Origin of the sequence: Flavobacterium sp. FlaQc-49 (genome assembly GCF_044005985.1) — a bacterium.
Lineage (GTDB): Bacteria > Bacteroidota > Bacteroidia > Flavobacteriales > Flavobacteriaceae > Flavobacterium > Flavobacterium cupriresistens.
The window spans coordinates 491,878-515,709 of record NZ_JBIPCS010000002.1 but is presented as its reverse complement, the minus strand read 5'-3'; the positions used below and the strand labels follow the sequence as shown (position 1 = coordinate 515,709).

Genomic DNA, 23,832 nt, shown 5'->3' with positions numbered 1-23,832 from the left:
TGCAGTATTGCAATTGAAGGTAAAATTATTGCGTGAATACCAGCACTTGTTTTTAAGTTATTGAACAGCAGTTTTACGATTATTAATTTTTAAATAATAGTAAAAATCACAAATCTTGAAAATTTTAATGCTATTGTCCTTTGTACCGGTCATTACAAAGGAAATGCATCTCAAATAATCAAAAATATACCTTTCAAAAATCCCCTAAACTAAGAGATAAAATAGGAAAAGAAAAAAAACTCTGAAAGGTTTAATTTAAATAATTCTACTGTAAATTATGTTCTATAAAATCAATATATCACCGCGTTACAATTTACTTTTTGCATTTTTATTTTGGTTCCTTGCATTCTCGTTCATTATGCGCATAGTACTCATTATTTGGCAGTACGACGAGGTTTCTCTTAATTTGTTTGTAATTATTCGAACATTGTTAACTGGATTGTTTTATGACATAGGCACTATTAGCTATGTTTTAATTCCTTCACTGCTCTATTACTTTATTGTTCCTAATAAATGGATTGGATCATGGCTTGATAAAACCTTAGTTTGGTTTTTCACTTCTCTAATAATTTTTATATTAGTTTTTACTTTTTTTGCTGAGATTACCTTTTGGGATGAATTCAAAACAAGGTTTAACTTTATCGCTGTAGATTATTTGATTTACACTCATGAAGTAGTTGCCAATATACAGGAATCATATCCATTACCAATGCTTGTTTCTGGTGTTTTAATGATAACTTCAATCATACTTTTTGTTTTTTACAAATTAAATATTATTAAAAGCACATTCCAATCCAGGGTAAGTATTAAAGACAGAATTATTACCTTATCCGCTGGAATTGCTATAGCATTATTTTTTACATTTTTCATTACAAATGAGCAGGCAGAATGGTCTAAAAACCGATATAATTCTGAAATTTCAAAATCGGGTATTTATTCTTTTTTTGCAGCGTTTAGAAACAATCAAATGGCATATAATGAATTCTATACTTCAGTCAAAAATGTAGAGGCTTTTAATGTTGTCAGAAATAAATTAAAAGATAAGTATAGTAAATACGAAATAGAAGGATTATCCATTCATAGAACAATAACAGACACTACCAACAAAGAGCCAAGTAAGAAGAATGTAGTTTTTATTCTGGTAGAAAGCTTAAGTGGAAGTTTTATGAAAGAGTTTGGCAACACAGAAAATATAACACCATTTTTAGACAGTTTAGCACAAAAAAGCATCTTCTTCGAAAATTTATATGCCACAGGAACCAGAACTGTCCGCGGTATGGAAGCAGTGACGCTCTGTATTCCTCCAACACCGGGGCAAAGTATTGTCAAACGTCCTGAGAATCAAAACTTATACACCATTTCAAATGTTTTTAAAACAAAAGGATATAGCACTAATTTCTTTTATGGAGGCGACGGTTATTTTGATAATATGAACTCCTATTTTGGAGGAAATGGCTTTACAATTTACGATCGTGGCCGCGGCAGTGTATTGAGTGATAAAATCAGGACAATACGAAATAACATTGACGATGATGAAGTAACATTCGAAAACGCTTGGGGAATTTGTGATCAGGACATCTATTCTAAAATGATTAGAGTAGCTGATGGACATTACAGGAGAAATAAACCATTTTTCAATTTTGTAATGACAACTTCGAACCACAGGCCATTTACCTATCCGGACAATACTATAGATATTCCATCGGGAACCGGCCGAGAAGGAGCTGTGAAATATACTGATTATTCCATAAAAAAAATGTTTGAGGAGGCTAAAAAGAAACCCTGGTTCAAAAATACTGTCTTTATAATCATTGCGGACCATTGCGCCAGCAGTGCCGGAAAAGATGAAATAGATGTGGCCAATTACCATATTCCGGCTTTTATAGTAAATTTTCCAAAAGAACTGAATCAAAAAGTGAATAAGCAATGTTCTCAAATAGATTTTTTTCCAACTTTTTTTGCAATGATGAATTGGAGCTATGAAAGCAACTTCTTTGGTAAAAATGTATTGAAATCAAATTTTGAACAACGGGCCCTGATAGGAACATATAGAAAACTAGCCTTAATGAAAAAAGATAAAGTAATGATTTTATCCGATCAGAAAAAGCAGACTTTTTATAAATGGAACAAAACCGATAATAGTCTAAAAACACTACCAATGGATAAAGCTTTTCTTAATGAAACAATTTCATGGTATCAGACTGCCGATTATTTATTTACCAACAAACTCCTAAAATAATGATATCCATTCATTTTATTCTCAATCCAATATCAGGTACGGGAAAACACAACTTCGGAAAAACCGAATTAGAAAAATATTTTCCAAAGAGCATTTATAAGATTGAAGTAGATTATTCAAATTATAAAAGACACGCCATAGTACTGACCCAAAATGCAATTGTCAAAAAGCCCCACTATGTTGTAGCATGCGGCGGGGACGGCACTATAAACGAAGTCGCATCTTGTCTGATCAATACTGAAATTAAGTTTGGAATTATTCCGGTTGGTTCTGGAAATGGTCTGGCTTCAAATCTAAGTATTTCAAGATCACTGGAAAAAACAGCCGAAATTATACGCAGGGGCAGAACAAGATTTATTGATGTTGGAAAAATAAACGGGCACTATTTTTTCAGCAACGCTGGTGTTGGAATTGATGCATTAATCATAAAGAAATATGAGAGATACAATAAGAGAACTTTGATTTCTTATCTCCGGGCTGCAATAGCATCCAGCATTGAGTTTAAGCCAATTCAGGCAACACTCTCATTTAACGGTAAAATTATCGATACAAATGCCTTTATGCTTTTTATTTCTAATTCAAATCAAATGGGATATGGAATGACCCTTACACCTGATGCAAATTTAAATGACGGTCTTTTGGATTTAGTGGTTGTCCCAAAACTAAGTTTTCTCGATAAGATACTTTTTGGTCTGTGCGTGCTAACCAATAAAATTGAAAAATTCAAAAAAGCAAGACACATATTAATCGAGAAATTACATATAGAGATGCCGGAGAAAATTTTCCTGGACATACAAATTGACGGCGAATCACACAACTTAAAAACCAATAAAATTGAAATAGCAGTAATAAAAAGCGGTCTGGAGGTTCTGGCGCATTAAGCTTTAAAAGAAATAAGAAATAACAAGTAAAATGATATTTAGGTATTTTGCACGATTAACCTGGATTGCTGATAAAGCCTGTAAAATTCAGCATCTGATATGGTAAAAACAAAGAAAATAATTCTGCTGAAATTAATCCCTGTATTTTCTTGGATTTTAAATTAATTACACATTTCAACATGGCAAAACAAAGAACAAAAAAACAGAACAAACCAAAATATCAACCCAAAACTAAATCTAAAAAGCCAATTACAGCATACGCTGTGATTCGTGTTTTAATGATAATTTTAGTGTGCTTAATATTGTTAATAGGAATAGTAGCAAAGGTTATTCACTATTTTGAGTTTCACTGGAAATAATTAGTTATAATAAATAAAAAATTATTACTTTTATAGCTTGAAATTTACAATCTTCATATTATCAATTGTTTTACTTCTACTTTCGTGTATGCCTTGTGCAGATATAAAAGTAGATAGTTCAGTGTATGGTAAAACAGAAGTAGCTTCAAACCACGAAAAACATTCTCACGATAAAGAAAATGATTTATGTTCACCGTTTTGTGTTTGCAGTTGTTGTGGTTCACAAATGACAACTTTTTTGCAATCTATAATTATTGACTTTCCAATACCTTCTAATGGTATTAAAACACAATTACCTACATACAAATCAATTTTTACTTCCAATTTCTTCGGAAGTATTTGGCAACCACCTCAAATAGCATAATGATGCCCCGTCTTTTTGGACGGGGTTAGAATCTTGTGACCTTTTCACAAATAATAGCAGATAATTTATTTGCTAATTTCTAATTCATTATAATATTTTCAATGTTAGACAAAATCATACAATTTAGTATAAAGAACAAGTTTATTATACTTTTATTTACCCTTGTGCTTATAGCCTGGGGGAGTTATTCTCTTAAAAACTTACCTCTGGATGCTCTGCCAGATGTAACCAATAATCAAGTACAAATTATTACTACTGCCCCCACATTGGCAAGTCAGGAAATAGAGCAATTAATTACCTATCCTCTTGAACAATCTGTAAAAACAATTCCCAAAGTAATCGAATTGCGAAGCATTTCTCGTTTCGGATTATCGGTAGTAACCGTAGTTTTCAAGGACGATGTAGATATTTATTGGGCCAGAGCACAAGTTTCACAACGGCTAAAAGTAGCCGAAGAAAACATACCGGCATATGCAGGAAAACCAGATTTAGGCCCTATTTCTACAGGTTTGGGCGAAATCTACCAATATGATGTTTATGCCAAAAAAGGCTATGAAGACAAATACGATGCCGTAAAATTGCGAACCATTCAGGATTGGATTATCATTCCTCAATTACAGGGAGTTGAAGGCGTAGCTGAAGTAAGTACATGGGGTGGAAAATTAAAACAATATGAAGTAGCGGTAAATCCAAATACCTTAAATAGTCTTGGAGTAACCATCACAGAAATATTTGATGCTTTAGAACAAAACAACCAAAATACAGGTGGTGCTTATATCGAAAAAGACCAATATTCTTATTTTATTCGTGGTGTTGGTATGGCTACCGGCATCAAAGATTTAGAAAATGTAGTAGTCAAAAATAGAAATGGTTCACCTGTTTTAGTACGTGATGTAGCAGAAGTAAGAGAAGGAATTTCCTTGCGTTATGGAGCTTCTACAAAAGACGGGAAAGGCGAAATTGTTTGTGGTATGGCCCTTATGCTGAAAGGTGAAAATTCAAAAGCCGTAACCGAAAGGGTAAAAGAAAGAATGGTTCAGATTAACAAAAGCCTGCCCGAGGGAGTTGTTGCCGAAGCCTTTATTGATAGAAGTAAATTAGTCGATAATGCCATTGGAACGGTAACGAAAAATTTACTTGAAGGAGCATTAATCGTAATTTTTGTACTGATTTTATTTCTTGGTAATCTTCGTGCGGGATTAATCGTTGCTTCCGTAATTCCGCTTTCGATGCTGGTTGCCGTTATACTTATGAACGCTTTTGGCGTCAGCGGAAACCTGATGAGTCTTGGAGCAATCGATTTTGGAATTATTGTCGATGGCGCAGTCATAATTGTCGAAGCCACTATGCATCATTTGCAGAAACTCAAAAGAAAAAAAGATTTAACCCAATCTGAAATGGATGAAGAAGTATATCAATCTGCTTCAAAAATTAGAAATAGTGCTGCTTTTGGGGAAATCATTATCTTAATTGTCTATTTGCCAATTCTGGCATTAGTAGGAACAGAAGGTAAAATGTTCAAACCTATGGCAATGACGGTAGGATTTGCTGTAATCGGAGCCTTTATTCTTTCTTTGACTTATGTTCCTATGATGAGTGCCATGTTCTTATCCAAAAATACAGAACACAAATCTAATTTCAGTGACCGTATGATGGCTTGGTTAGAGGGTATATATACCCCATTTCTTGAAAAAGCATTACTTTTCAAAAAAACCGTTCTGGCAATCTCATTAGGATTATTTGTCCTGGCAATCGTAATTTTTCAAAATATGGGTGGCGAGTTTATTCCAACAATTGAGGAAGGGGATTTAGCTATTAATGCTACTATTATGACAGGAAGTTCGCTTTCGCAAATGGTAAAAACGACTACAGAATACGAAAAAATTCTAAAAGCAAAATTCCCCGAAATAAAAACGATTGTGACTAAAATAGGCAGCGGCGAAATACCAACCGATCCAATGCCAATTGAAAGTGGAGATATGATTATTGTATTGAAAGACAAAAGTGAATGGACTGGCGATTATGACAACTGGGAAGATTTAGCCAATGCAATGAAAGAAGAAATGGAAGCCATTCCAGGTGCCAATATAGAAGTATCGCAACCCATCCAAATGCGATTCAACGAATTAATGACAGGAAGCCGAAGTGATATTGCCATTAAAATATTTGGTGATGATTTAGAAACTTTAGGAAACAAAGCTACCGAGTTAATAAGCAAAATCAATAAAATTGAAGGTGTGGGCGATTTAAAAGCCGATAAAGTAACCGGATTGCCGCAAATTACTGTAAAATACGACTATAATAAAATAGCATTATACGGTTTGAATATTACTGATATCAATCAAATTATCCGTTCCTCATTTGCAGGAGAAAGTGCCGGTAAAATCTATGAAGAAAGCAAACGATTTGATGTAGTAGTAAGAATGAATGCTACTAATAGAAGTGATATTACTGATGTAAGTAACCTTTTTATTCCTCTGCCTAATGGTCAACAAGTGCCGCTTTCACAAGTAGCAACGGTTTCGTATGAACAAGGTCCTGTTCAGGTTTCCCGTGAAAATGGTAGACGTAGAATTACTGTTGGATTAAACGTTCGTGGTCGTGATATTAAAAGTGTTGTCGAAGAGATTCAGCAAAAATTAGACAAAGATTTTAAACTTCCAGCAGGTTATTACGTAACCTATGGCGGACAGTTTGAAAATTTAATTGAAGCTACTAAAAGACTTTCGGTAGCGGTGCCAATTGCATTAGGATTAATAATGGTTCTTTTATTTTTTACATTCAATAGTATGAAGCAGGCGGGATTAATATTTACCGCTATTCCACTATCAGCTATTGGTGGTGTTTTTGCCTTGTGGATGCGAGGAATGCCTTTTAGTATTTCGGCAGGAATTGGATTTATAGCCCTTTTCGGAATTGCAGTGCTAAATGGAATTGTATTGATTTCCTATTTCAACCAGCTAAAAACCGAAGGAATAACCGATCCATTGCAACGAGTTTTAATGGGTACAAAAACACGATTACGTCCTGTTTTAATGACAGCTGCTGTAGCCTCTTTAGGTTTTATGCCAATGGCATTATCAACAAGCGGTGGTGCCGAAGTACAAAAACCATTGGCAACCGTAGTTATTGGCGGATTATTATCAGCCACGTTATTGACATTGATTGTTTTACCAATTTTATATTTACTCTTTGAGAAAGGAATTAAAGGAAGAAGAAAAAAAATAAAAACTTCATTCGTTACCTCAATTGTTTTATTGATAAGTAGTTTTTCTTTTGCTCAAAACAGTCAGCCTATTTCACTTCAAAAAGCAATAGAAATGGCAAAAACAAACAATATCGATTTAAAAATTGCCGATAAGGAAATTGAAAAACAAACGGTGCTGAAAAAGACTGCCTTTCAGGCAGATCCTTTGCAAATACAGTACCAGGGCGGGCAATTTAATAGTAAGTATTATGACAGTAATGTTTCTATACAACAATATTTCCCAATAGGAAGAATTACAAAAGCCAACCGACAATTGCAGGAAGAATTGGTAAAGCTAGCAGAAAAGCGAAAAGCATTATCCGAATTTGAAATTGAAAAAGCGGTATCAATCGCTTACTATCAATATTTATACGGCGTTACTATTCAAAAGCTAAATACAGATTTATTGGATATTTATTCTAAATTTCTGAAGAATGCAGAACTTCGTTTTGAAACAGGCGAAAGTGGAAAAATTGAAGTAATCAGTGCCAAAGCAAAATCGAAAGAAATTGAAACCCAGCAAGCACAACTCGAATTTGATTTGGCAATTTATCAAAAGCAATTGCAGTTTTTTATTCAAACCGAAGATAATATTGTACCGGATAGTGCAACACCAATGAAGTTTTCAATGCTGTCGGATGAAAACCAATCTAAAGCAGCAACTTTAGTAAGTGATTATTATACACAACAAATTTCGGTGTATCAAAAAGAAGCCAATACGTTTAAAGCAATGCGAACTCCAAAATTAGGATTGGGTTATTTTGCACAAACCATTGATACCAAATCTTATTTTCAAGGATTTACCGCAGGTTTGCAAATTCCTCTATTTGGTGGTGTAAATTCAGCTAAAGCCAAAGCATCAGCCATTAGTATTTCGCAATCCCAATTAGAATTGGATAAAAATAAATTGGCTTTGAAGTTAAAAATGCAGGAATTGAAAAATGATTTCGAAAAACAACAAAAAGCATTAGAATACTATCAAAAAGAAGGTCTGCAATATGCAGAACAGATTATTGCAACAGCGCAAAAAAGTTATGCTAATGGCGATATGAGTTATTGGATGTACATTAGTTTTTTGAATCAGGCTATCGACATCAAAAAACAAAATGCCGAAGCTACCAATGCTTACAATCAAAGTGCCATTCAATTACAATTCCCATCCATTTCTAACAATTAATAATTTCTACAATGAAAAATATAAAGATAAATACAATTTCAAATATCAAGATTAAAACCACACTCTTACTACTTACTTCTTGCCTCTTACTTCTTACTTCTTGTGGAGAAAAGAAAACAGAAGAAGCAGCTCACGAAGAAGAAAAATCAGAAAATGAAGTAGCATTAACTGCTATACAATACAAAACTGTTGGAATTCAAACAGGTTCTGTAGAAAATAGAAATTTGAATTTAGTGATTAAAGCCAATGGATACACTACAGTTCCACCACAAAATATGGCAAATGTTTCTACTTTAATTGGTGGAACGGTTAAAGATATTTTAGTTCTTGAAGGTACTTATGTAAACAAAGGAAAAGTATTGGCTACCATTCAAAACCTGGAAGTAGTTGAAATGCAGGAAAATTATAATTCGGCTATTGCCAATATTGAATACCTGCAATTAGAATACAATCGTCAGAAAACATTAAGCGACCAAGATGTAAATCCTAGAAAATTGCTACAGGAAGTAAAAGCAAAATTAGCAATTGAAAAAGCAAGAGCTAAAGCATCTAAAGATAAATTACAGGCTTTGAATATGAGTACTAAAGGATCAAGTGTGGTACCAATAGTTTCGCCGATATCAGGTTATATTGGGAAAATTAATATTGCCAAAGGCGCATTTGCCGAAACAGGAATTACACTTTTTGAAGTAGTTGATAATAGCCAAATGCACTTGGATTTGAATGTCTATGAAAAAGATTTAGGATCTATTGCCGTAGGACAAACGATAGACTTCATCTTAACAAATCAAGGAAATAAATCTATAAAAGGAAAAATATTTGGGATCAATAAATCATTTTCAAACGAAAGTAAAACCGTAGCCGTTCACGCCAAAATTAATCCGGCTGATTCCAAGGATTTAATTTCGGGAATGTATGTTTCTGCCAATATCAGTATTAAAAATGCCACTGTTCCTGCCCTGCCAAAAGATGCTGTAGTAAAAAATGGCGATAAATATTTTGTTTACATTCAGGAAGAACACGAAGAAAAGGCTACAGCTAAAAAACCTGAAGCTCATGCGCATAAAGAAGGCGAAGCACATTCTGAAGAAACAGCAGGCGAAGAAGAAGGACACAACGAAATTCATTTCAAAGCAATTGAAGTTGTACCTGGAACTACGGATTTAGGTTATACCGAAGTGAAATTTGTGGAAGAAATCCCTGCCGATGCAAAAATTGTAACCAAAGGTGCTTTCTATTTACTATCCGCATCGAAAGGTGGTGGAGAACACGAACATTAGTAATTGTATTATGGAAAATAAAAAATCACATTGGGAAAATGTTTTCACAACAAAAAAACAAACGAAGTGAGTTGGACACAAAAGTATCCCAAAATCTCAATGGATTTTTTAGAAAGTTTAAACCTATCAAAAACCGCCAATATCATTGATATTGGCGGTGGCGATAGTAATTTCGTAGATGCATTATTAGAAAAAGGCTATCAAAACATTTGGGTTTTGGATATTTCAGCAGTAGCATTAGAAAAAGCTAAAAATAGATTAGGAGAAAAAGCCAACTTGGTGCATTGGATTGTTTCAGACATAACCGAATTCAAATTCGATATAAAATTTGATTTTTGGCACGACAGAGCTGTTTTTCATTTCTTGACCGATGAAATAAGTAGTAGCAAATATGTAGCTTTAGTTGAAAATGCAATCGCTCCGAATGGAAATTTCTTACTAGGCACTTTTTCTGAAAATGGACCTTTGAAATGTAGCGGATTAGAAATAAAGCAATATTCTGAAAATTCGATGAAAAATACTTTTAAAGAAAACTTTGAAGTTATAAAATGCTTTACTGAAAATCATATTACACCGTTTGATACCATTCAAAATTTTCAATTTTGTGGATTTAAAAAAACGATATGATTTCTGCTATAAAAATCACAGCCTATTTTATTCTTGCAGGTCTATGTGAAATTAGCGGAGGTTATCTTGTTTGGCTTTGGCTGAAAGAAGAAAAATCCGTTTGGTATGGTGTTACAGGAGCAATAATTCTTGCTTTATATGGATACGTAATGACTTTGTAAACTACCTCTTTTGGAAAATATTATGTTGTATATGGAGGTGTTTTCATTGTTATGGCGCTGTTGTGGGCATGGAAGATTGATAATTTCAAACCCGACAAATACGATTGGATAGGAACTGCAATAATACTCATTGGTATAGCGGTGATTTTATTTATGCCAAGAAAATAACAAAATAAGAATATAAAACTAACGTTAAATACTGATAAATTGTAAGAAATAAGACTTTTCCCTTATTTGCTTTCGAGGGATTAGTAATTGGACTTGGAAATTAAACTTCACGGAAATTGTATAACAACTTATTAAAAAAAATTATGAAAAACGTATTAAAATCAACTGTTTTATTAGCACTAACTCTTTTTTTATTCTCTCAAAATTGTTTTGCCCATTCGTATTGGCTTGAAGTAAAAGGCAATGGCAAAGTAAATGATACAGCCACGGTATATTTATATTTTGGGGAATTTGAAAAGGGATTGAGAGAAAGCAAAGAACATTTCTTTAAAAATATGGAATCGTTTACTGCCTATTATTTGGACTCAAAAGGAGTAAAACAAGATTTGATTTTGCAAAGAGACAGCAATTGTTACAAAGCAAGTTTTGTTCCAACTAGCGATGGAATTTACACTATAATGATGAAAGAAAATTCAAGAGCAGTTCAAGATTGGACAAAACACGGCTTGGGAATTATTAGACCTTTTGAAAACTTAAAAGCAAATTATAATGTTGGAAATATAAAAAATTCACAACTCGCAAATTTTGAAACAAGAAAAATAGATATTATCGTTAAAAAAGAAAAATTCCAATTAGTTCTCGATAATAAAGAATTTGCAAATAAATCAATATCAATTACTAATGACAAAGGTAAATCGGAGGAAGTAAAAACAGATAAAAATGGTTTTTTTACTATCCCAAATTCAAAAGGTATGTTTATTATAGATGTAGATTATAAAGATGGTATTAAAGGAGAATACAACGGTAAACCCTTTGATAACAGCAGATATAAATATGCGTTAACTCTATATGTACACTAAATATTTCACTGATTCACTTTAACATAAAACAAAATAACTGTTATGACACATCAACACAAATACGATGCAAACGGCAAACAGCTTTGTTGCACACAGGAAGAAAAGATAAATAATAAAAGTGGTTGTTGTTCTAACTTATAATAAAAAAGGAAAATATTCAGACCATGATGATAACAACCATTAATAAGAGGACATAGTAAATGTGTACTGTTTAGTATTAGTTCATTTGCGTTTTAATTTTTTGTTCAAAAAAATAAGACAATGAGAAACAATGTATATCTGTTTAAAGTAACCACTTCAATAATATTATTGTTGTTGCTGAATTTTGCAAATGCACAGAATTCAGATATTGATTTTTTAAGAAATATCAATCTAAACCGAAACAAATCACAAGATCAAGCATTAAAAGTAGTCACAAATAGTCTAACTCCTGTAAGCATTGCGACTCCTGTTATTATGTACTCTGTTGGATTGATTATGAAAGACAGTACAGTCAAAAAGAAGGCGATCTTTGTTGGGGAAACTTTGCTCGTTTCAAGATTTATTACATTGGCTTTAAAAAAAACAGTAAATAGAGACAGACCTTTTGAAACTTACTCTGATATTGAGCAAGCAACCACAGCAACTGGTTCTTCCTTTCCTTCAGGGCACGCTTCTTTAGCTTTTGCAACTGCCACATCCTTGAGTATGGCGTATCCAAAATGGTACATTATTGCTCCTTCGTTTGCCTGGGCAAGTGCAGTTAGCTATTCTCGTATGGCATTGGGTGTTCATTATCCAAGTGACGTGTTAGCTGGCGCAATCATAGGAAGCGGATCAGCTTATCTTTGCTATAAATTGAATAAATGGATTAATAAAAAACATAGTAAAAAAATCCCACAGCTCTGGGAATAATTATAATTTAGATTATTAGCAGACTTTAAGTTTATTTTTTATTATAATCTATTTGAAATAAAACATCAACACAAATATGATCTAAACGGCAAATAGCTTTGTTTGTAAACTCAAATAAAAATTAATCATAAAATTCATGACAACGGACAATAAAGCAATACACATTTAAAAATTAAACTAATTAATAGAAATAAATTTATGGACATAAATGCCGAATTAATTATTGTATCTAAATTGATTGCTTCTTTTTTGTTAGGGGCTTTTATTGGTTTAGACAGAGAAAAGCACGGTCATGATGCAGGAATAAGAACCTATGCAGCAGTTTGTATTGGCGCAACATTATTTACATCAATAACTGCACATTTGGTAAATAATCCAGTGGACACTTCAAGAGTAATTGCAAATATTGTAACGGGTGTTGGTTTTCTTGGTGCAGGAATTATTTATCGTAATTCTAGTGCAGGAACATCGCATGGCTTAACAACTGCAGCAACAGTATGGTGTACTTCAGCTGTTGGAGTTGCTATAGGGCTAAATATGTTTATTATAGCAATAATTGGTTCTGTAGCATTGTACTTTTTACTTTCATTACACCATTTGAAATGGTACATTAAATGGAAAGAAAAAATGATTAAAAAACATGGAGAAGAGCACGAGAACAACTGATAAATAAGGCCTTAAAAAAACACAACATCAACTTGGGAATGAATTTAACAAATCTATAAAGATTTTATTTTCCATATAATTAACCTACTTATGCTGATAAAAAACAACTATAAAGCCATTCTTTTTTTTCTAAAAGGGCTCAAATGGCAAATTGTGTTGATCATATCCTATGCAATAATTGCAAGTTTATTTGATCACAGCCCTGTTGGGGTTTTAATAAATATCCCAATTACTATTTCAACGGTTATAGCCACAATGATATCATTATTATTGGCATTCAGAATTGCTCAATCGTATGATAGATGGTGGGAAGCCAGAAAAGTATGGGGCGAAATTGTTAATGATTCCAGAACCTTGATTAGGCAAATAATGCTCTTTATACCTAATCCTAATAGTGAAGAACGAAAATCTGAAATTAAAATATTTGCAGAGAGACAAATAATATGGTGCTACACACTTTCAGAATCTTTGAGAGTACAAAAAACTTCTAGTAAAGTGCAGCAATATTTAACGGCACATAATTTACAAGCAGATAATATCCCACTGCTTTTAATACAAAAGCATTCTGAAAACTTGCATTTTATCACAGAAAAATATACACTAAATTCAAATCAACAAGTACAAATAGATACAACGATAGCTAGATTAACGGATGCTATGGGTAAGTGCGAAAGAATAAAAAATACAGTTTTCCCAAAAAATTATAGCTATTTAATTCATTGTCTAATTTACTTATTTGTGACCTTATTACCTTTTGGTTTAAGTGAAATAGATATTATTACTGAAATTTTGTTAACCTCTTTAATTCCTTTAATGTTTATCGCATTTGAAAAAACAGCTATAATAATGCAAGATCCATTTGAAAATATACCTACTGATATTCCTATGACAACAATTTGTAATACCATAGAAAATAATATCAATCAAATTATAGGAGAAGTAAATTATCAAAAAGAAAATATGCGATTCGAAAAATATTATAAAAATTAAATTTATAGCAAACAAATAATCAAAAAATAGGATTTGAAAAACAGTTAAAAAACTAAAACATTTAGCATTTCTATTTAAACTTTTAAAGTACGCTTTTATGATTACAAATTTAGTTAAGTAGCTCAAAAATAATTTTCAAAAAAATCAAAAATGAATATTTTTTAAGGATTTTGATTAGTAGATTTTAGAGTATTTTACAATAGTTGCCTTTGTTCACTTTTAAATATTCCTTTTAACAGGAAAGATAATTTAATTTAAAATGGAAAATAAAATAAAATATCACTGGATTGAAAAAATTTCTGGAGTTACTAGATTAATTATTTCTATACTATTTGCATTAATTGTATATTTTATATTATTCACTTTTAAAATTGACAACCAAAGTAAAATTATATTGAGTTGGGATACTTTTTGTATGACTAGTTTGTTTTTTTGTTGGATACTTTTTTTCTCAACTAATGAAAATGAATTATGTCACATTGTTGCTAAACAAGACGAAAACCTCAAAACTATTTTTAGTATTGTAATTATTGCTATTGTATTAAGTCTTTTTGGAACTTTGTCACTTATTAATCAGACTAGTAATATAACCGAAAACAAACTATTTCATTCTATTATATCCTTATCACCAGTAGTATTTTCTTGGTTACTTTTGCATACCACTTTCACAATTCGTTATGCCCATTTATACCACGATCATAACGAACTCAACACAGGTTCTAGCATTGGAGGAATCAAATTTCCGGGTAAGACAAAACCTGATTATCTAGATTTTGCTTACTTTTCTTTTGTAATTGGTATGACCTTTCAGGTATCTGACGTTATTATAACTTCAAAAACTATTAGAAGATTTGCTTTAATGCATAGCCTAATATCATTTCTATTTAACACAATTATAGTGGCACTCACTATAAGTGCAATTTCTAATTTAAAATAACAAATTAAAAAAATAAAATTATGAAAAATACAGACTCAAATCATATACACAAATATGATGCAAAAGGCAGACAAATTTGCTGTACGCAAGAAGAAAAAATAAATCATCTGGCAGATAAAAATATCAAAGTCAAAACTAAAAAAGACAGTTGCTGTGCTGATGAAAAACCAGTAAAAGCCGCACACAGCAATAACGATGGTCACAACCATGACAAACATTCAGATGATGACGGTCACGACCACTCTAGTGGTGACCAAACGGCGTTTCAAATGTTTTTACCAGCTGTAATAAGTTTTGCATTGTTGCTTATTGCTATTGGTTTTGATAACTATTTTCCACAAACTTGGTTTACAGGCTGGGTGCGTGTTGTTTGGTATTTAGTTGCCTATGCACCGGTAGGTTTCCCTGTAATTAAAGAAGCTTTTGAAAGCATTCGTAAGGGCGATATTTTTTCAGAGTTTTTGTTAATGTCCATTGCAACTATTGGCGCATTCATTATTGCAGAATATCCGGAAGGGGTGGCAGTAATGTTATTTTATGCAGTTGGCGAAGTATTTCAGACACTGGCAGTACAAAGAGCAAAAATGAACATTAAATTATTATTGGATCAAAGACCAGATACCGCTACGGTAATTGAAGGGGCAAATAGTATTTCTAAAAAAGCGTCCGAAATAACTATTGGAGAAATTATCCAATTGCGCCCGGGAGAAAAAGTAGCTCTTGATGGAAAATTACTTTCAGACACGGCTTCTTTGAATACAGCTGCTTTAACAGGAGAAAGTAAACCTGACACGAAACAAAAAGGAGAAACAATTCTTGCAGGAATGATTAATCTAAATACTGTTGTTCAAATTGAAGTCACTACAGCCTACAACGATAGTAAATTATCCAAAATTCTTGAAATGGTGCAGGACGCAACAGCTAAAAAAGCACCAACAGAATTGTTTATTAGAAAATTCGCTAAAATTTACACGCCTATTGTTGTGTTTTTAGCAATTGGAATTTGTTTGCTTCCAATGCTTTTTATTGATAATTATGTATTTAGAGACTGGTTGTACAGAGCATTAGTTTTCTTGGTTATTTCTTGTCCTTGTGCGTTAGTAATTTCAATTCCATTAGGATATTTTGGAGGAATTGGCGCAGCAAGTAAAAACGGAATATTATTTAAAGGATCTAGTTTTCTCGACATAATGGCAGCTATTCAAGCAGTAGTAATGGATAAAACAGGAACGCTGACCAAAGGTGTTTTCAAAGTTCAAAAAGTAATAGCCGTTGGTGTTCCCGAAGCTGATTTAATTAAATACACATCAGCACTCGAAACCAAATCAACACACCCTGTTGGAACAGCAATTATAGAATATGCTAAAGGTGCTGAAAAAAATGTGAATGTCACCGATGTGGAAGAAATTGCAGGACACGGACTAAAAGGAAAAGTGGATGGAAACGAAATCCTGGCAGGAAATGTAAAATTGATGAAAAAATTCAATATCAGCTATGATGCCGAAATTGATAATACACCGTTTACAATTATTGTTGTTGCCATCAATCAAAAATATGCCGGCTATTTTCTAATTGCAGACGAAATCAAGGAAGATGCAAAACAAGCAATTCAAAGTCTGCACAGCATAAATGTAAAAACAGTAATGCTGTCGGGCGATAAACAAGTAGTTGTAGAAGCTGTTGCCAAAGAATTAAATATAGATCAGGCTTATGGCGATTTGCTGCCTGAAAATAAGGTCGAAAAAGTAGAGGAACTTAAATCTCAAAATTTAAAAATTGCTTTTGTCGGCGATGGTGTAAATGATGCACCTGTTGTGGCTTTAGCAGATGCCGGAATTGCAATGGGCGGTTTAGGCAGTGATGCTACTATTGAAACGGCTGATATTGTAATTCAAAACGACCAGCCTATTAAAATATACACAGCTATAAACATCGGTAAAAAGACCAAACAGATTGTCTATCAGAATATTGGTCTGGCATTTGCCGTAAAAGCGGTCGTTTTAATTCTGGGTGCCGGCGGGCTGGCTACCATGTGGGAAGCCGTATTTGCAGATGTAGGTGTGGCACTATTGGCAATACTTAACGCAGTAAGGATTCAGAGGATGAAATTCTAGAACATCAGGAAATCTATTTTCAAAACAATCCGTGTCATTTACTTATGGCACGGATTGTTTTATTTTATCCGCTGGGCAATAAATCAGAAAAACATTCAAGAAAGGCAGAAATGCTGTCCAAAAAAGAAAAAGAAGATACCTGCCAAAACAGTACTCATGGAGTTTGACAAGTTCAGTAGGTTTGGTAGTATAGATTTTTATTGATGATTCGGCAAATCTTCAGTCCCTTTATTTCTATTGATTTTTCTGCCTATGATCGGGTAAAGTTATTTTAATGTTGTTGTTTTCTTTCTGTAAAAAAAGTTATTAATTTAAAATCGATAATTGCCTTAAATCAAAATAAAAGATTATTTTCACAGCACAATACGGCAATGATGTCTGCCTTGAACCGCCCACCAATATTATTGGAGCTGATGACGTCTAGTAATTGCTTATGCCACTAGATATGTATTCATTTTATTCAAGAGAATATGACCCAACAAAATTTCTCCCGCCGTATTATTTCAATACAACAAATTCCTTATCTTTTTTTTCTTTTCAAATGGATTTTCTTTGCTGCTGTAATTAGTATATGCGTAGGATCTGCCTCTGCTTTTTTTCTTGTCAGTTTAGATTTCGTTACCAATTATCGTGAAAATCATCTCTGGATTATGGCGCTGCTTCCTTTAGGAGGTCTTATTATCGGATTTACTTATCATTATTTGGGCACCAGTGTAGTAAAAGGGAACAACCAGCTGCTGGAAGAATTTTACAATCTCAGTCCAGATATATGTTTCTGCCGTCTGGGATATGAAACTGATCGTCAGAAATGAATGATGAAAGAATGAAAATCATTGTAAAAGGAGTAATTGACTTTCCAGCCGCTAAGCTCAGAAATCTTTTTTATGATGGAGAGCCCAAGTCCATTGCCCTTGGAAGGGGATCCACTGTTAAAGAAGCGATTAAATAGTTTTTCAATAGGAAACGGCTTATCATCACCTGTATTTAAGACAAGCAGTTCATTTTTTATTATTCTTATGATTATGGTGCCGTTACTTCGATTATGTCTTATAGCGTTATGTACAAGGTTGTTAATTAAAATTTCAGTAAGGATTGGATTTCCGCTGATCTGTAGTTTTTCGGAAGTCTGCAGATTTATTGCTATATTTTTAAGATCTGCCTGTTCGGTAAAAAATTCAAGGTGTTTTTCAATATGATCGTTAATCGAAATTATATTTTTTTCCAGATAAATTTCGTGTTCAATTTTGGAAAGCAGCAGCAGGTTCTTGTTCAATCGGTTTAACTTGGCCACATCCCTGCTTAACGATCCCAAGACCTGTGTCTGTTCCTTATTGAGTTCCATCTGAAATAAAACATCGATTTTGTTTTGAAACAAAGCAAGAGGTGTCTGGGGCTCATGTGCAGCATTCTCAACAAATTTGGAAAAAACGGTCAAATTGACCATAGATTTTCAGTTTAAAATGATCACCCGATTCGGAGCAAACTGATCACCTAATTTCAATTTAAACTGACCACCTATTTTCGGTGCAAAGTGACCACCAAAAAACTACTTCTTTTTCATGTTGTTTAACCATGGATCTGTAATAAAACTACAGACTATGGCAAATAATACAATAAACATGAATAAAATTAGAAAAGTAATTAAATTACATTGTGGCGGTAAGAGCAAATTGTTTATTAGCAAGTATTTATCTCTTTCCAGAAATACCGTAAAGAAATACATCTCTTTATTTGAAGTACTTGGATTAAGTCTTGAATCGATTAATCAAAAAACAGATGCAGAATTAGATACTCTTTTTTCTCAAAGCACAGAAGAGATTACCACTCCAAGGATGCAAAAGGTCTATGAGTTCTTTCCACAAATGGAACGGGAATTAAAGAAAACAGGCGTAACCATGTATGGCATGTGGGAGCGTTATCTCTCTTTAAATCCGGATGGATTTAGAATCTCTCAATTTAGATTCCATTACTTCAAATGGAGTAATAAAGTCAATCCTGTGATGCATATGATTCACAAAGCTGGAGATAAAATGTATGTGGATTATGCCGGAAAGACACTCTCAATTATTGACAAATCAACATCTGAAGTCAAGGAAGTACAGTTTTTTGTAGCTATTCTTGGTGCAAGTCAATATACTTATGCTGAAGCTTCTATGAGCCAGCAAAAAGAAGATTTTGTTGCTTCAGTAGAAAATGCGATACGCTTTTTTGAAGGTACTCCTGCTGCAATTGTGCCAGACAATTTAAAATCTGCCGTAATCAAAAGCAGTCGCTTTGAACCCACCATTAACGAAACTCTTGCAGATTTAGCAGAACAATATGAAACCACTATTCTGCCTGCTAGAGCCTATAGGCCAAGGGATAAGTCTCTGGTTGAAGGAGCAGTTAAAATACTCTATAGAAGAATTTATGCAAATTTAAAGGACATAGAATTCTTTAGCATAGAAGAGTTAAATCAAACTATATGGTACTTACTTGATGATCATAATAACAGAAAACTTACAGGGCGTCCATACTCCCGTTTTGAGCTATTTATTGAAGACGAGAAGCATGAATTACAGCCACTCCCTCAGGAACGCTTTGAAATTAAATATCATTCAATGGCAACAGTTATGCAAAACGGACACGTCCAATTAAGCCAGGACAAAAACTACTATAGTGTACCTTATCAATATTTAAAGAAAAAAGTAAAGCTGTTGTACACAAAATCAACAGTTGAAATTTACTTCAAATACAATCGTATAGCTACTCACAGCAGAAATCCTAAACCCTATATCTATACTACAAATCCTGAACATCTTGCAAGTACACATCAATTTGTATCAGAATGGAGTGCCTTTAGATTTATTGAATGGGCCAACAGCATTGATCCGGCAGTAGGAGAATATATTATGCATATATTCGATAGCAGAAGCCATCCTGAACAGGCATATAAAAGCTGTTTAGGAATATTATCTTTTGAAAAAAAGGTAGGCAAAGAAAGATTAATAAATGCCTGTAAACGCGCACTGGACTTTAAAATTTACAATTTTAAAACTATAAACAACATCTTAGAGAACAGTCTGGATAAAATACCATTTGAACAGGAAAAAGAGCAGGATCTTCCTGAGCACAATAACATTAGAGGAAAACATTATTTTAACTAAAATCAATATACAATGAATGAATCTACTGTAACAAAAATGAAGCAAATGAAGCTTCATGGAATGCATAATGCATTTAAAACAGCCCTTGAAAGTGGTAAAACTGATCATTACACACTCGATCAGTTTATATCAATGATGATAGATGCCGAATGGGATGAAAGACATAACAGACGCATTGAACGAAGTATTGCAAATGCACGTTTCCACTACAAATCCAATATTGAGAGTATTAATTTTGATGAGTCACGCAATATTGACAGAAACCTTATACTTCGTCTTGCAGAGTGCAGTTTTGTTGAAAAGAACGAAAATGTCTTAATAACCGGAAGTACTGGTGTAGGCAAAAGTTTTTTAGGAACAGCTCTGGGTTATCAGGCCTGTATAGAAGGATATAAAGTAAGTTATTTTAATACTTCAAAACTGTTTGCAAAGTTAAAAATGGCAAAAGCAGACGGCACTTACTTAAGAGAACTTGCTAAAATACAAAGACAGGATGTTATAATACTTGATGATTTTGGACTGCAAGCGCTCGACAATCATAACAGAATTACACTCTTAGAGATCATTGAAGACAGGCATAATAACGGTTCTATCATAGTAACATCACAAATACCAGTTCAGGGATGGTATGATATCATTGGGGAGAAAACCATAGCAGATGCGATCTTAGACCGGTTAATACATCAATCGCACAGGGTTGAATTGCACGGAGAATCTATGAGGAAGAAAAAAAGCATAAATAAGGGATAGTTATTTATCTATATTTGAATATAAATTAACAAATGAAAAAAGTAGTTTTTTGAAATAAATAGAGGTGCTCACTTTGCACCGAAATTAGGTGGTCAATTTAAACTGAAACTTGGTGGTCACTTTAAATTGAAAATAGGTGGTCAATATCACTGGTTTTTACAGCCTAAATAAGGATTATGAACTTTTTTGGTGGAACTGATCCATGATGCGCCCTATCATTTGGAGCCATGGGACAAAACTCTGTATACAGCTCTCGGTCGGCCTGTCTATAGGACAATATCTGGTCTTAAAGAGTTCTAAGAGAAGTAACGTTCTATTGTATTTGAAAATATTTTTATGACAATATACTTGCAGTTAAAAAATGTATTTAGTTATAAAAAGAGACCAGCCCTTTTAAGGCTGGTCAAGTAAAGTTGTTTGCTATTTTTTTTAGTTGAAAAGTTTAATAATTTAAAATAAAACCTGCACCAAAGCCCATATCACTATCATAATGCGAGGATAGGGAACCCCATCTGGTAACTATATAGCGTAGTCCTGCCATATATTCCTTGTCAGTATTCCACATTAAATTCATTCTAAGTCTTTTAGAAACAGGGATGTCCTTACGTTCAAACTGTAATCTGACTTTACCATCAGTAAAAACTTCAGCTTGCGCAACTATTAACATAGGAAGGGTGTAGTTAACACCCAGACTTACTACTGCACGTTTATCTTTTGTATTGTTTTGTCCGAAGAGATTTCTTTCCTGTACATCTTCTCCCATTCTTCGATATCTCCAGTCAAATCCAATAAAAGGCATTAACCATTGCATTTTTCCAATATAGCGTCCAATATGTGTTTCAGTTTCATAACCATGCATGTCATTGTATCCTAATCTCCATTCTGTTCCAATATTCCAACGCGTGCTTTGATACATTGCTTCACCATCATTTCCATTGGTTGCAAAATCATTCTCTGCCATAAAATGAAATTTCCTGTCGTCTGCAAAAAGTTTTCGTTGTGCTAATTTTGGGTTTGGTATTTCAGGGTTGGCGGGTTGATTTTCGTAAGTAAAAACCCTTCCCATTCCGCTCATCATATGATATAAAATATGGCAGTGAAAAAACCAGTCCCCATCTACGTTAGCATTAAATTCCAGCGTATCTGTTTCCATTGGCATTATATCAATCACATTTTTTAACGGTGCATATTCTCCTTGGCCATTAAGGACTCTGAAGTCATGTCCATGTAAGTGCATGGGATGGCGCATCATAGAATTATTATGTAAAACGATGCGTACATTTTCGCCTTTTTTAATTAATATTTTATCGGATTCAGAAACCACCTTATTGTCCAGACTCCATACATATCGATTCATGTTCCCTGTAAGTTCAAATTTTAGTTCTTTAACAGGGGCATTCTCAGGGAGTGTTGTTTTTTTTGGCGATTTTAGCATTGCATAATTCAGGGTTGTAATATCTGAAAGTGCATTGGCATTGTATTGCTCAGCATCCATTTTCATACCATCTATTTTTGTAGTGGTTTTAGGCTTGGTTTCACCAGTGATTTCGGGGTACATTACTACATTCATATCCATTTTATTGAGGCTCATACTCATTCCCATATCATCCAGATCTCCATTCATTTTCATCATACCGTTCATCATCTTCATTCCTTCAAAATATTTAAGCTTTGGCAAAGGCGACGTTAATTGCTTAACACCACTGCCAATATACAGGGAGGTAGATTTTGTACGGTCTTCCGGTGTTGCCAAAAATTCATAAGCAGTTTTATCAGATGGAACCGTTACAATTATGTCATAGGTTTCAGAAACAGCAATAATTAACCGATCGACCTCAACGGGTTCTACATCATTTCCATCATTGGCCACAACGGTAATTTTTCCGCCGGCATAGGTTAACCAAAAGTAGGTTGATGCACCTCCATTGGAAACGCGTAATCGGACTTTATCACCTGCTTTAAATTGAGAAAGCTGATTTTCATTTTTCCCATTGATTAAAAATTTATCATAATAAACATCACTAACGTCCATGGCATTCATGCGCTTCCATTCATTTTTAATTTTGTCTTTAAAATACCCTTGTCTTACGGCTTCTGCATAACTTTGTGTGGTTCCCTTTTTAATAGCAAACCAGTCTGATGCATTGTGCAGTAGTCGGTGTACATTTTCAGGTTTCATATCTGTCCATTCACTCAGTACTATTGGAACAGATGGCAAATCGTCTATTCCTTTGCGGAAAGTTGGATCATCCGTTTTTTTATTCATAATAAAAGAGCCGTACATGCCTATTTGTTCTTGTAGTTCCGTATGACTATGATACCAGTGCGTACCATTTTGAATAATAGGGAAAGTATATAAATGGGTGGTATGAGGTTTAATTGGCATTTGAGTTAGATTTGGCACGCCATCGTATTGGTTAGGCAAGAATAAGCCATGCCAATGAAGAGAAGTGTCTTCATCAAGCTCATTGTGGACGTAAATTTCAGCAGTATCACCTTCTGTAAAAGTAAGGGTAGGCATGGGTATTTGCCCATTAACAGCAATAGCCCTTTTGGGTTTTCCTGTGAAATTTACAATTGTATCTCTTATATAGAGATCATATCGGACTACACGGGGTTGCGATTTATTCTCTGCAACTTTTTTTTGAGTGTTCGTACCATTGCTGCTGTCCTGTGCTGATGTGTGCTCTTGGTCCATTTGATTTTTAGAAACCTGTTCTGGCTTGTCTCTGTGAGATGATATTGTTTTTTCCGGAACTAGTTTCATCCCACACTTTGGACAATTTCCCGGTTTGGATTCGTGAATTTCAGGATGCATCGGACAGGTGTAGGTTGTGGGTCTTGACTCTTCTTTGGATTGTTTTTTATCCATCACCATTCCTTTCATATCCTGAGCCTGAATTAGGGATGGGAGCATCATAACTACGAGTATTGTCAGTATATTTTTCATTTTGCTTTTTTTAGAGAATATC

At 33.7% G+C, this 23,832-nt stretch carries 17 protein-coding genes, 1 pseudogene and 1 riboswitch; of the genes and pseudogenes, 16 read left to right on the top strand and 2 right to left on the bottom strand.

Annotation, left to right across the window (positions count from 1 at the left end):
- Window positions 1-358: 358 nt before the first annotated feature.
- The 14 genes and pseudogenes from ACHRV3_RS05445 to ACHRV3_RS05380 all read left to right on the top strand — a co-directional run bounded on the left by ACHRV3_RS05445 (window position 359) and on the right by ACHRV3_RS05380 (window position 17,776).
- Window positions 359-2,239 carry an LTA synthase family protein gene (locus tag ACHRV3_RS05445; RefSeq protein WP_291286669.1) on the top strand — a complete coding sequence of 627 codons (1,881 nt, stop codon included), beginning with the start codon at window positions 359-361 and terminating at the stop codon, window positions 2,237-2,239.
- The gene (locus ACHRV3_RS05440) at window positions 2,239-3,120 is read left to right on the top strand and encodes a diacylglycerol kinase family protein (RefSeq protein ID WP_291286670.1); all 882 of its coding nucleotides are present in this window, start codon (window positions 2,239-2,241) and stop codon (window positions 3,118-3,120) included. The genes ACHRV3_RS05445 and ACHRV3_RS05440 overlap by 1 nt, the downstream gene beginning before the upstream one ends.
- A 396-nt stretch (window positions 3,121-3,516) precedes the next feature.
- On the top strand, window positions 3,517-3,843 hold the full coding sequence (locus tag ACHRV3_RS05435) for a DUF6660 family protein (protein ID WP_366046701.1): 327 nt from the start codon (window positions 3,517-3,519) through the stop codon (window positions 3,841-3,843).
- 101 nt (window positions 3,844-3,944) lie between these two features.
- Window positions 3,945-8,267: a CusA/CzcA family heavy metal efflux RND transporter gene (locus ACHRV3_RS05430; RefSeq protein ID WP_291286671.1), complete on the top strand. Its 4,323-nt coding sequence runs from the start codon at window positions 3,945-3,947 to the stop codon at window positions 8,265-8,267.
- Window positions 8,268-8,278: 11 nt separating this feature from the next.
- Window positions 8,279-9,547, top strand: coding sequence for an efflux RND transporter periplasmic adaptor subunit (locus ACHRV3_RS05425; protein ID WP_291286672.1), 1,269 nt, complete (start codon window positions 8,279-8,281; stop codon window positions 9,545-9,547).
- 99 nt (window positions 9,548-9,646) lie between these two features.
- Window positions 9,647-10,174 carry a class I SAM-dependent methyltransferase gene (locus ACHRV3_RS05420; RefSeq protein WP_366046704.1) on the top strand — a complete coding sequence of 176 codons (528 nt, stop codon included), beginning with the start codon at window positions 9,647-9,649 and terminating at the stop codon, window positions 10,172-10,174.
- A pseudogene (locus ACHRV3_RS05415) lies at window positions 10,171-10,503 on the top strand (YnfA family protein). Before ACHRV3_RS05420 ends, ACHRV3_RS05415 begins: the two are co-directional and overlap by 4 nt.
- A gap of 143 nt (window positions 10,504-10,646) precedes the next feature.
- Window positions 10,647-11,363, top strand: coding sequence for a hypothetical protein (locus ACHRV3_RS05410; protein WP_291286673.1), 717 nt, complete (start codon window positions 10,647-10,649; stop codon window positions 11,361-11,363).
- Window positions 11,364-11,624: 261 nt separating this feature from the next.
- On the top strand, window positions 11,625-12,257 hold the full coding sequence (locus tag ACHRV3_RS05405; protein WP_291286674.1) for a phosphatase PAP2 family protein: 633 nt from the start codon (window positions 11,625-11,627) through the stop codon (window positions 12,255-12,257).
- A gap of 198 nt (window positions 12,258-12,455) precedes the next feature.
- Window positions 12,456-12,923 (top strand): MgtC/SapB family protein, encoded by a 468-nt coding sequence (locus ACHRV3_RS05400; RefSeq protein WP_291286675.1) that lies wholly within the window; start codon window positions 12,456-12,458, stop codon window positions 12,921-12,923.
- A 90-nt stretch (window positions 12,924-13,013) separates the two neighbouring features.
- On the top strand, window positions 13,014-13,913 hold the full coding sequence (locus tag ACHRV3_RS05395) for a bestrophin family protein (protein WP_291286676.1): 900 nt from the start codon (window positions 13,014-13,016) through the stop codon (window positions 13,911-13,913).
- A gap of 259 nt (window positions 13,914-14,172) precedes the next feature.
- A complete protein-coding gene (locus ACHRV3_RS05390; RefSeq protein ID WP_291286677.1) occupies window positions 14,173-14,850 on the top strand; it encodes a DUF1345 domain-containing protein in 678 nt (225 codons plus the stop codon).
- A gap of 20 nt (window positions 14,851-14,870) precedes the next feature.
- On the top strand, window positions 14,871-16,964 hold the full coding sequence (locus tag ACHRV3_RS05385; RefSeq protein ID WP_291286678.1) for a heavy metal translocating P-type ATPase: 2,094 nt from the start codon (window positions 14,871-14,873) through the stop codon (window positions 16,962-16,964).
- A gap of 358 nt (window positions 16,965-17,322) precedes the next feature.
- Window positions 17,323-17,394, top strand: a riboswitch (Fluoride riboswitch).
- A gap of 40 nt (window positions 17,395-17,434) precedes the next feature.
- Window positions 17,435-17,776, top strand: coding sequence for a hypothetical protein (locus ACHRV3_RS05380; protein WP_291286679.1), 342 nt, complete (start codon window positions 17,435-17,437; stop codon window positions 17,774-17,776).
- Here ACHRV3_RS05380 and ACHRV3_RS05375 read toward each other — a convergent pair.
- Entirely contained in the window at window positions 17,767-18,408 is a 642-nt protein-coding gene (locus ACHRV3_RS05375) for a HAMP domain-containing sensor histidine kinase (protein ID WP_291286680.1), read from the bottom strand. The genes ACHRV3_RS05380 and ACHRV3_RS05375 overlap by 10 nt on opposite strands.
- Window positions 18,409-18,562: 154 nt before the next feature.
- Between ACHRV3_RS05375 and istA the strand changes: the two genes are divergently transcribed.
- Window positions 18,563-20,110 carry an IS21 family transposase gene (gene istA / locus ACHRV3_RS05370; protein WP_291286681.1) on the top strand — a complete coding sequence of 516 codons (1,548 nt, stop codon included), beginning with the start codon at window positions 18,563-18,565 and terminating at the stop codon, window positions 20,108-20,110.
- A gap of 12 nt (window positions 20,111-20,122) precedes the next feature.
- Window positions 20,123-20,860 carry an IS21-like element helper ATPase IstB gene (istB, locus tag ACHRV3_RS05365; RefSeq protein WP_291286682.1) on the top strand — a complete coding sequence of 246 codons (738 nt, stop codon included), beginning with the start codon at window positions 20,123-20,125 and terminating at the stop codon, window positions 20,858-20,860.
- Between the two features lie 442 nt (window positions 20,861-21,302).
- On the opposite strand, the gene ACHRV3_RS05360 is transcribed toward istB, so the two are convergent.
- Window positions 21,303-23,810, bottom strand: coding sequence for a multicopper oxidase domain-containing protein (locus tag ACHRV3_RS05360; RefSeq protein WP_291286683.1), 2,508 nt, complete (start codon window positions 23,808-23,810; stop codon window positions 21,303-21,305).
- Between the last annotated feature and the right edge of the window lie 22 nt (window positions 23,811-23,832).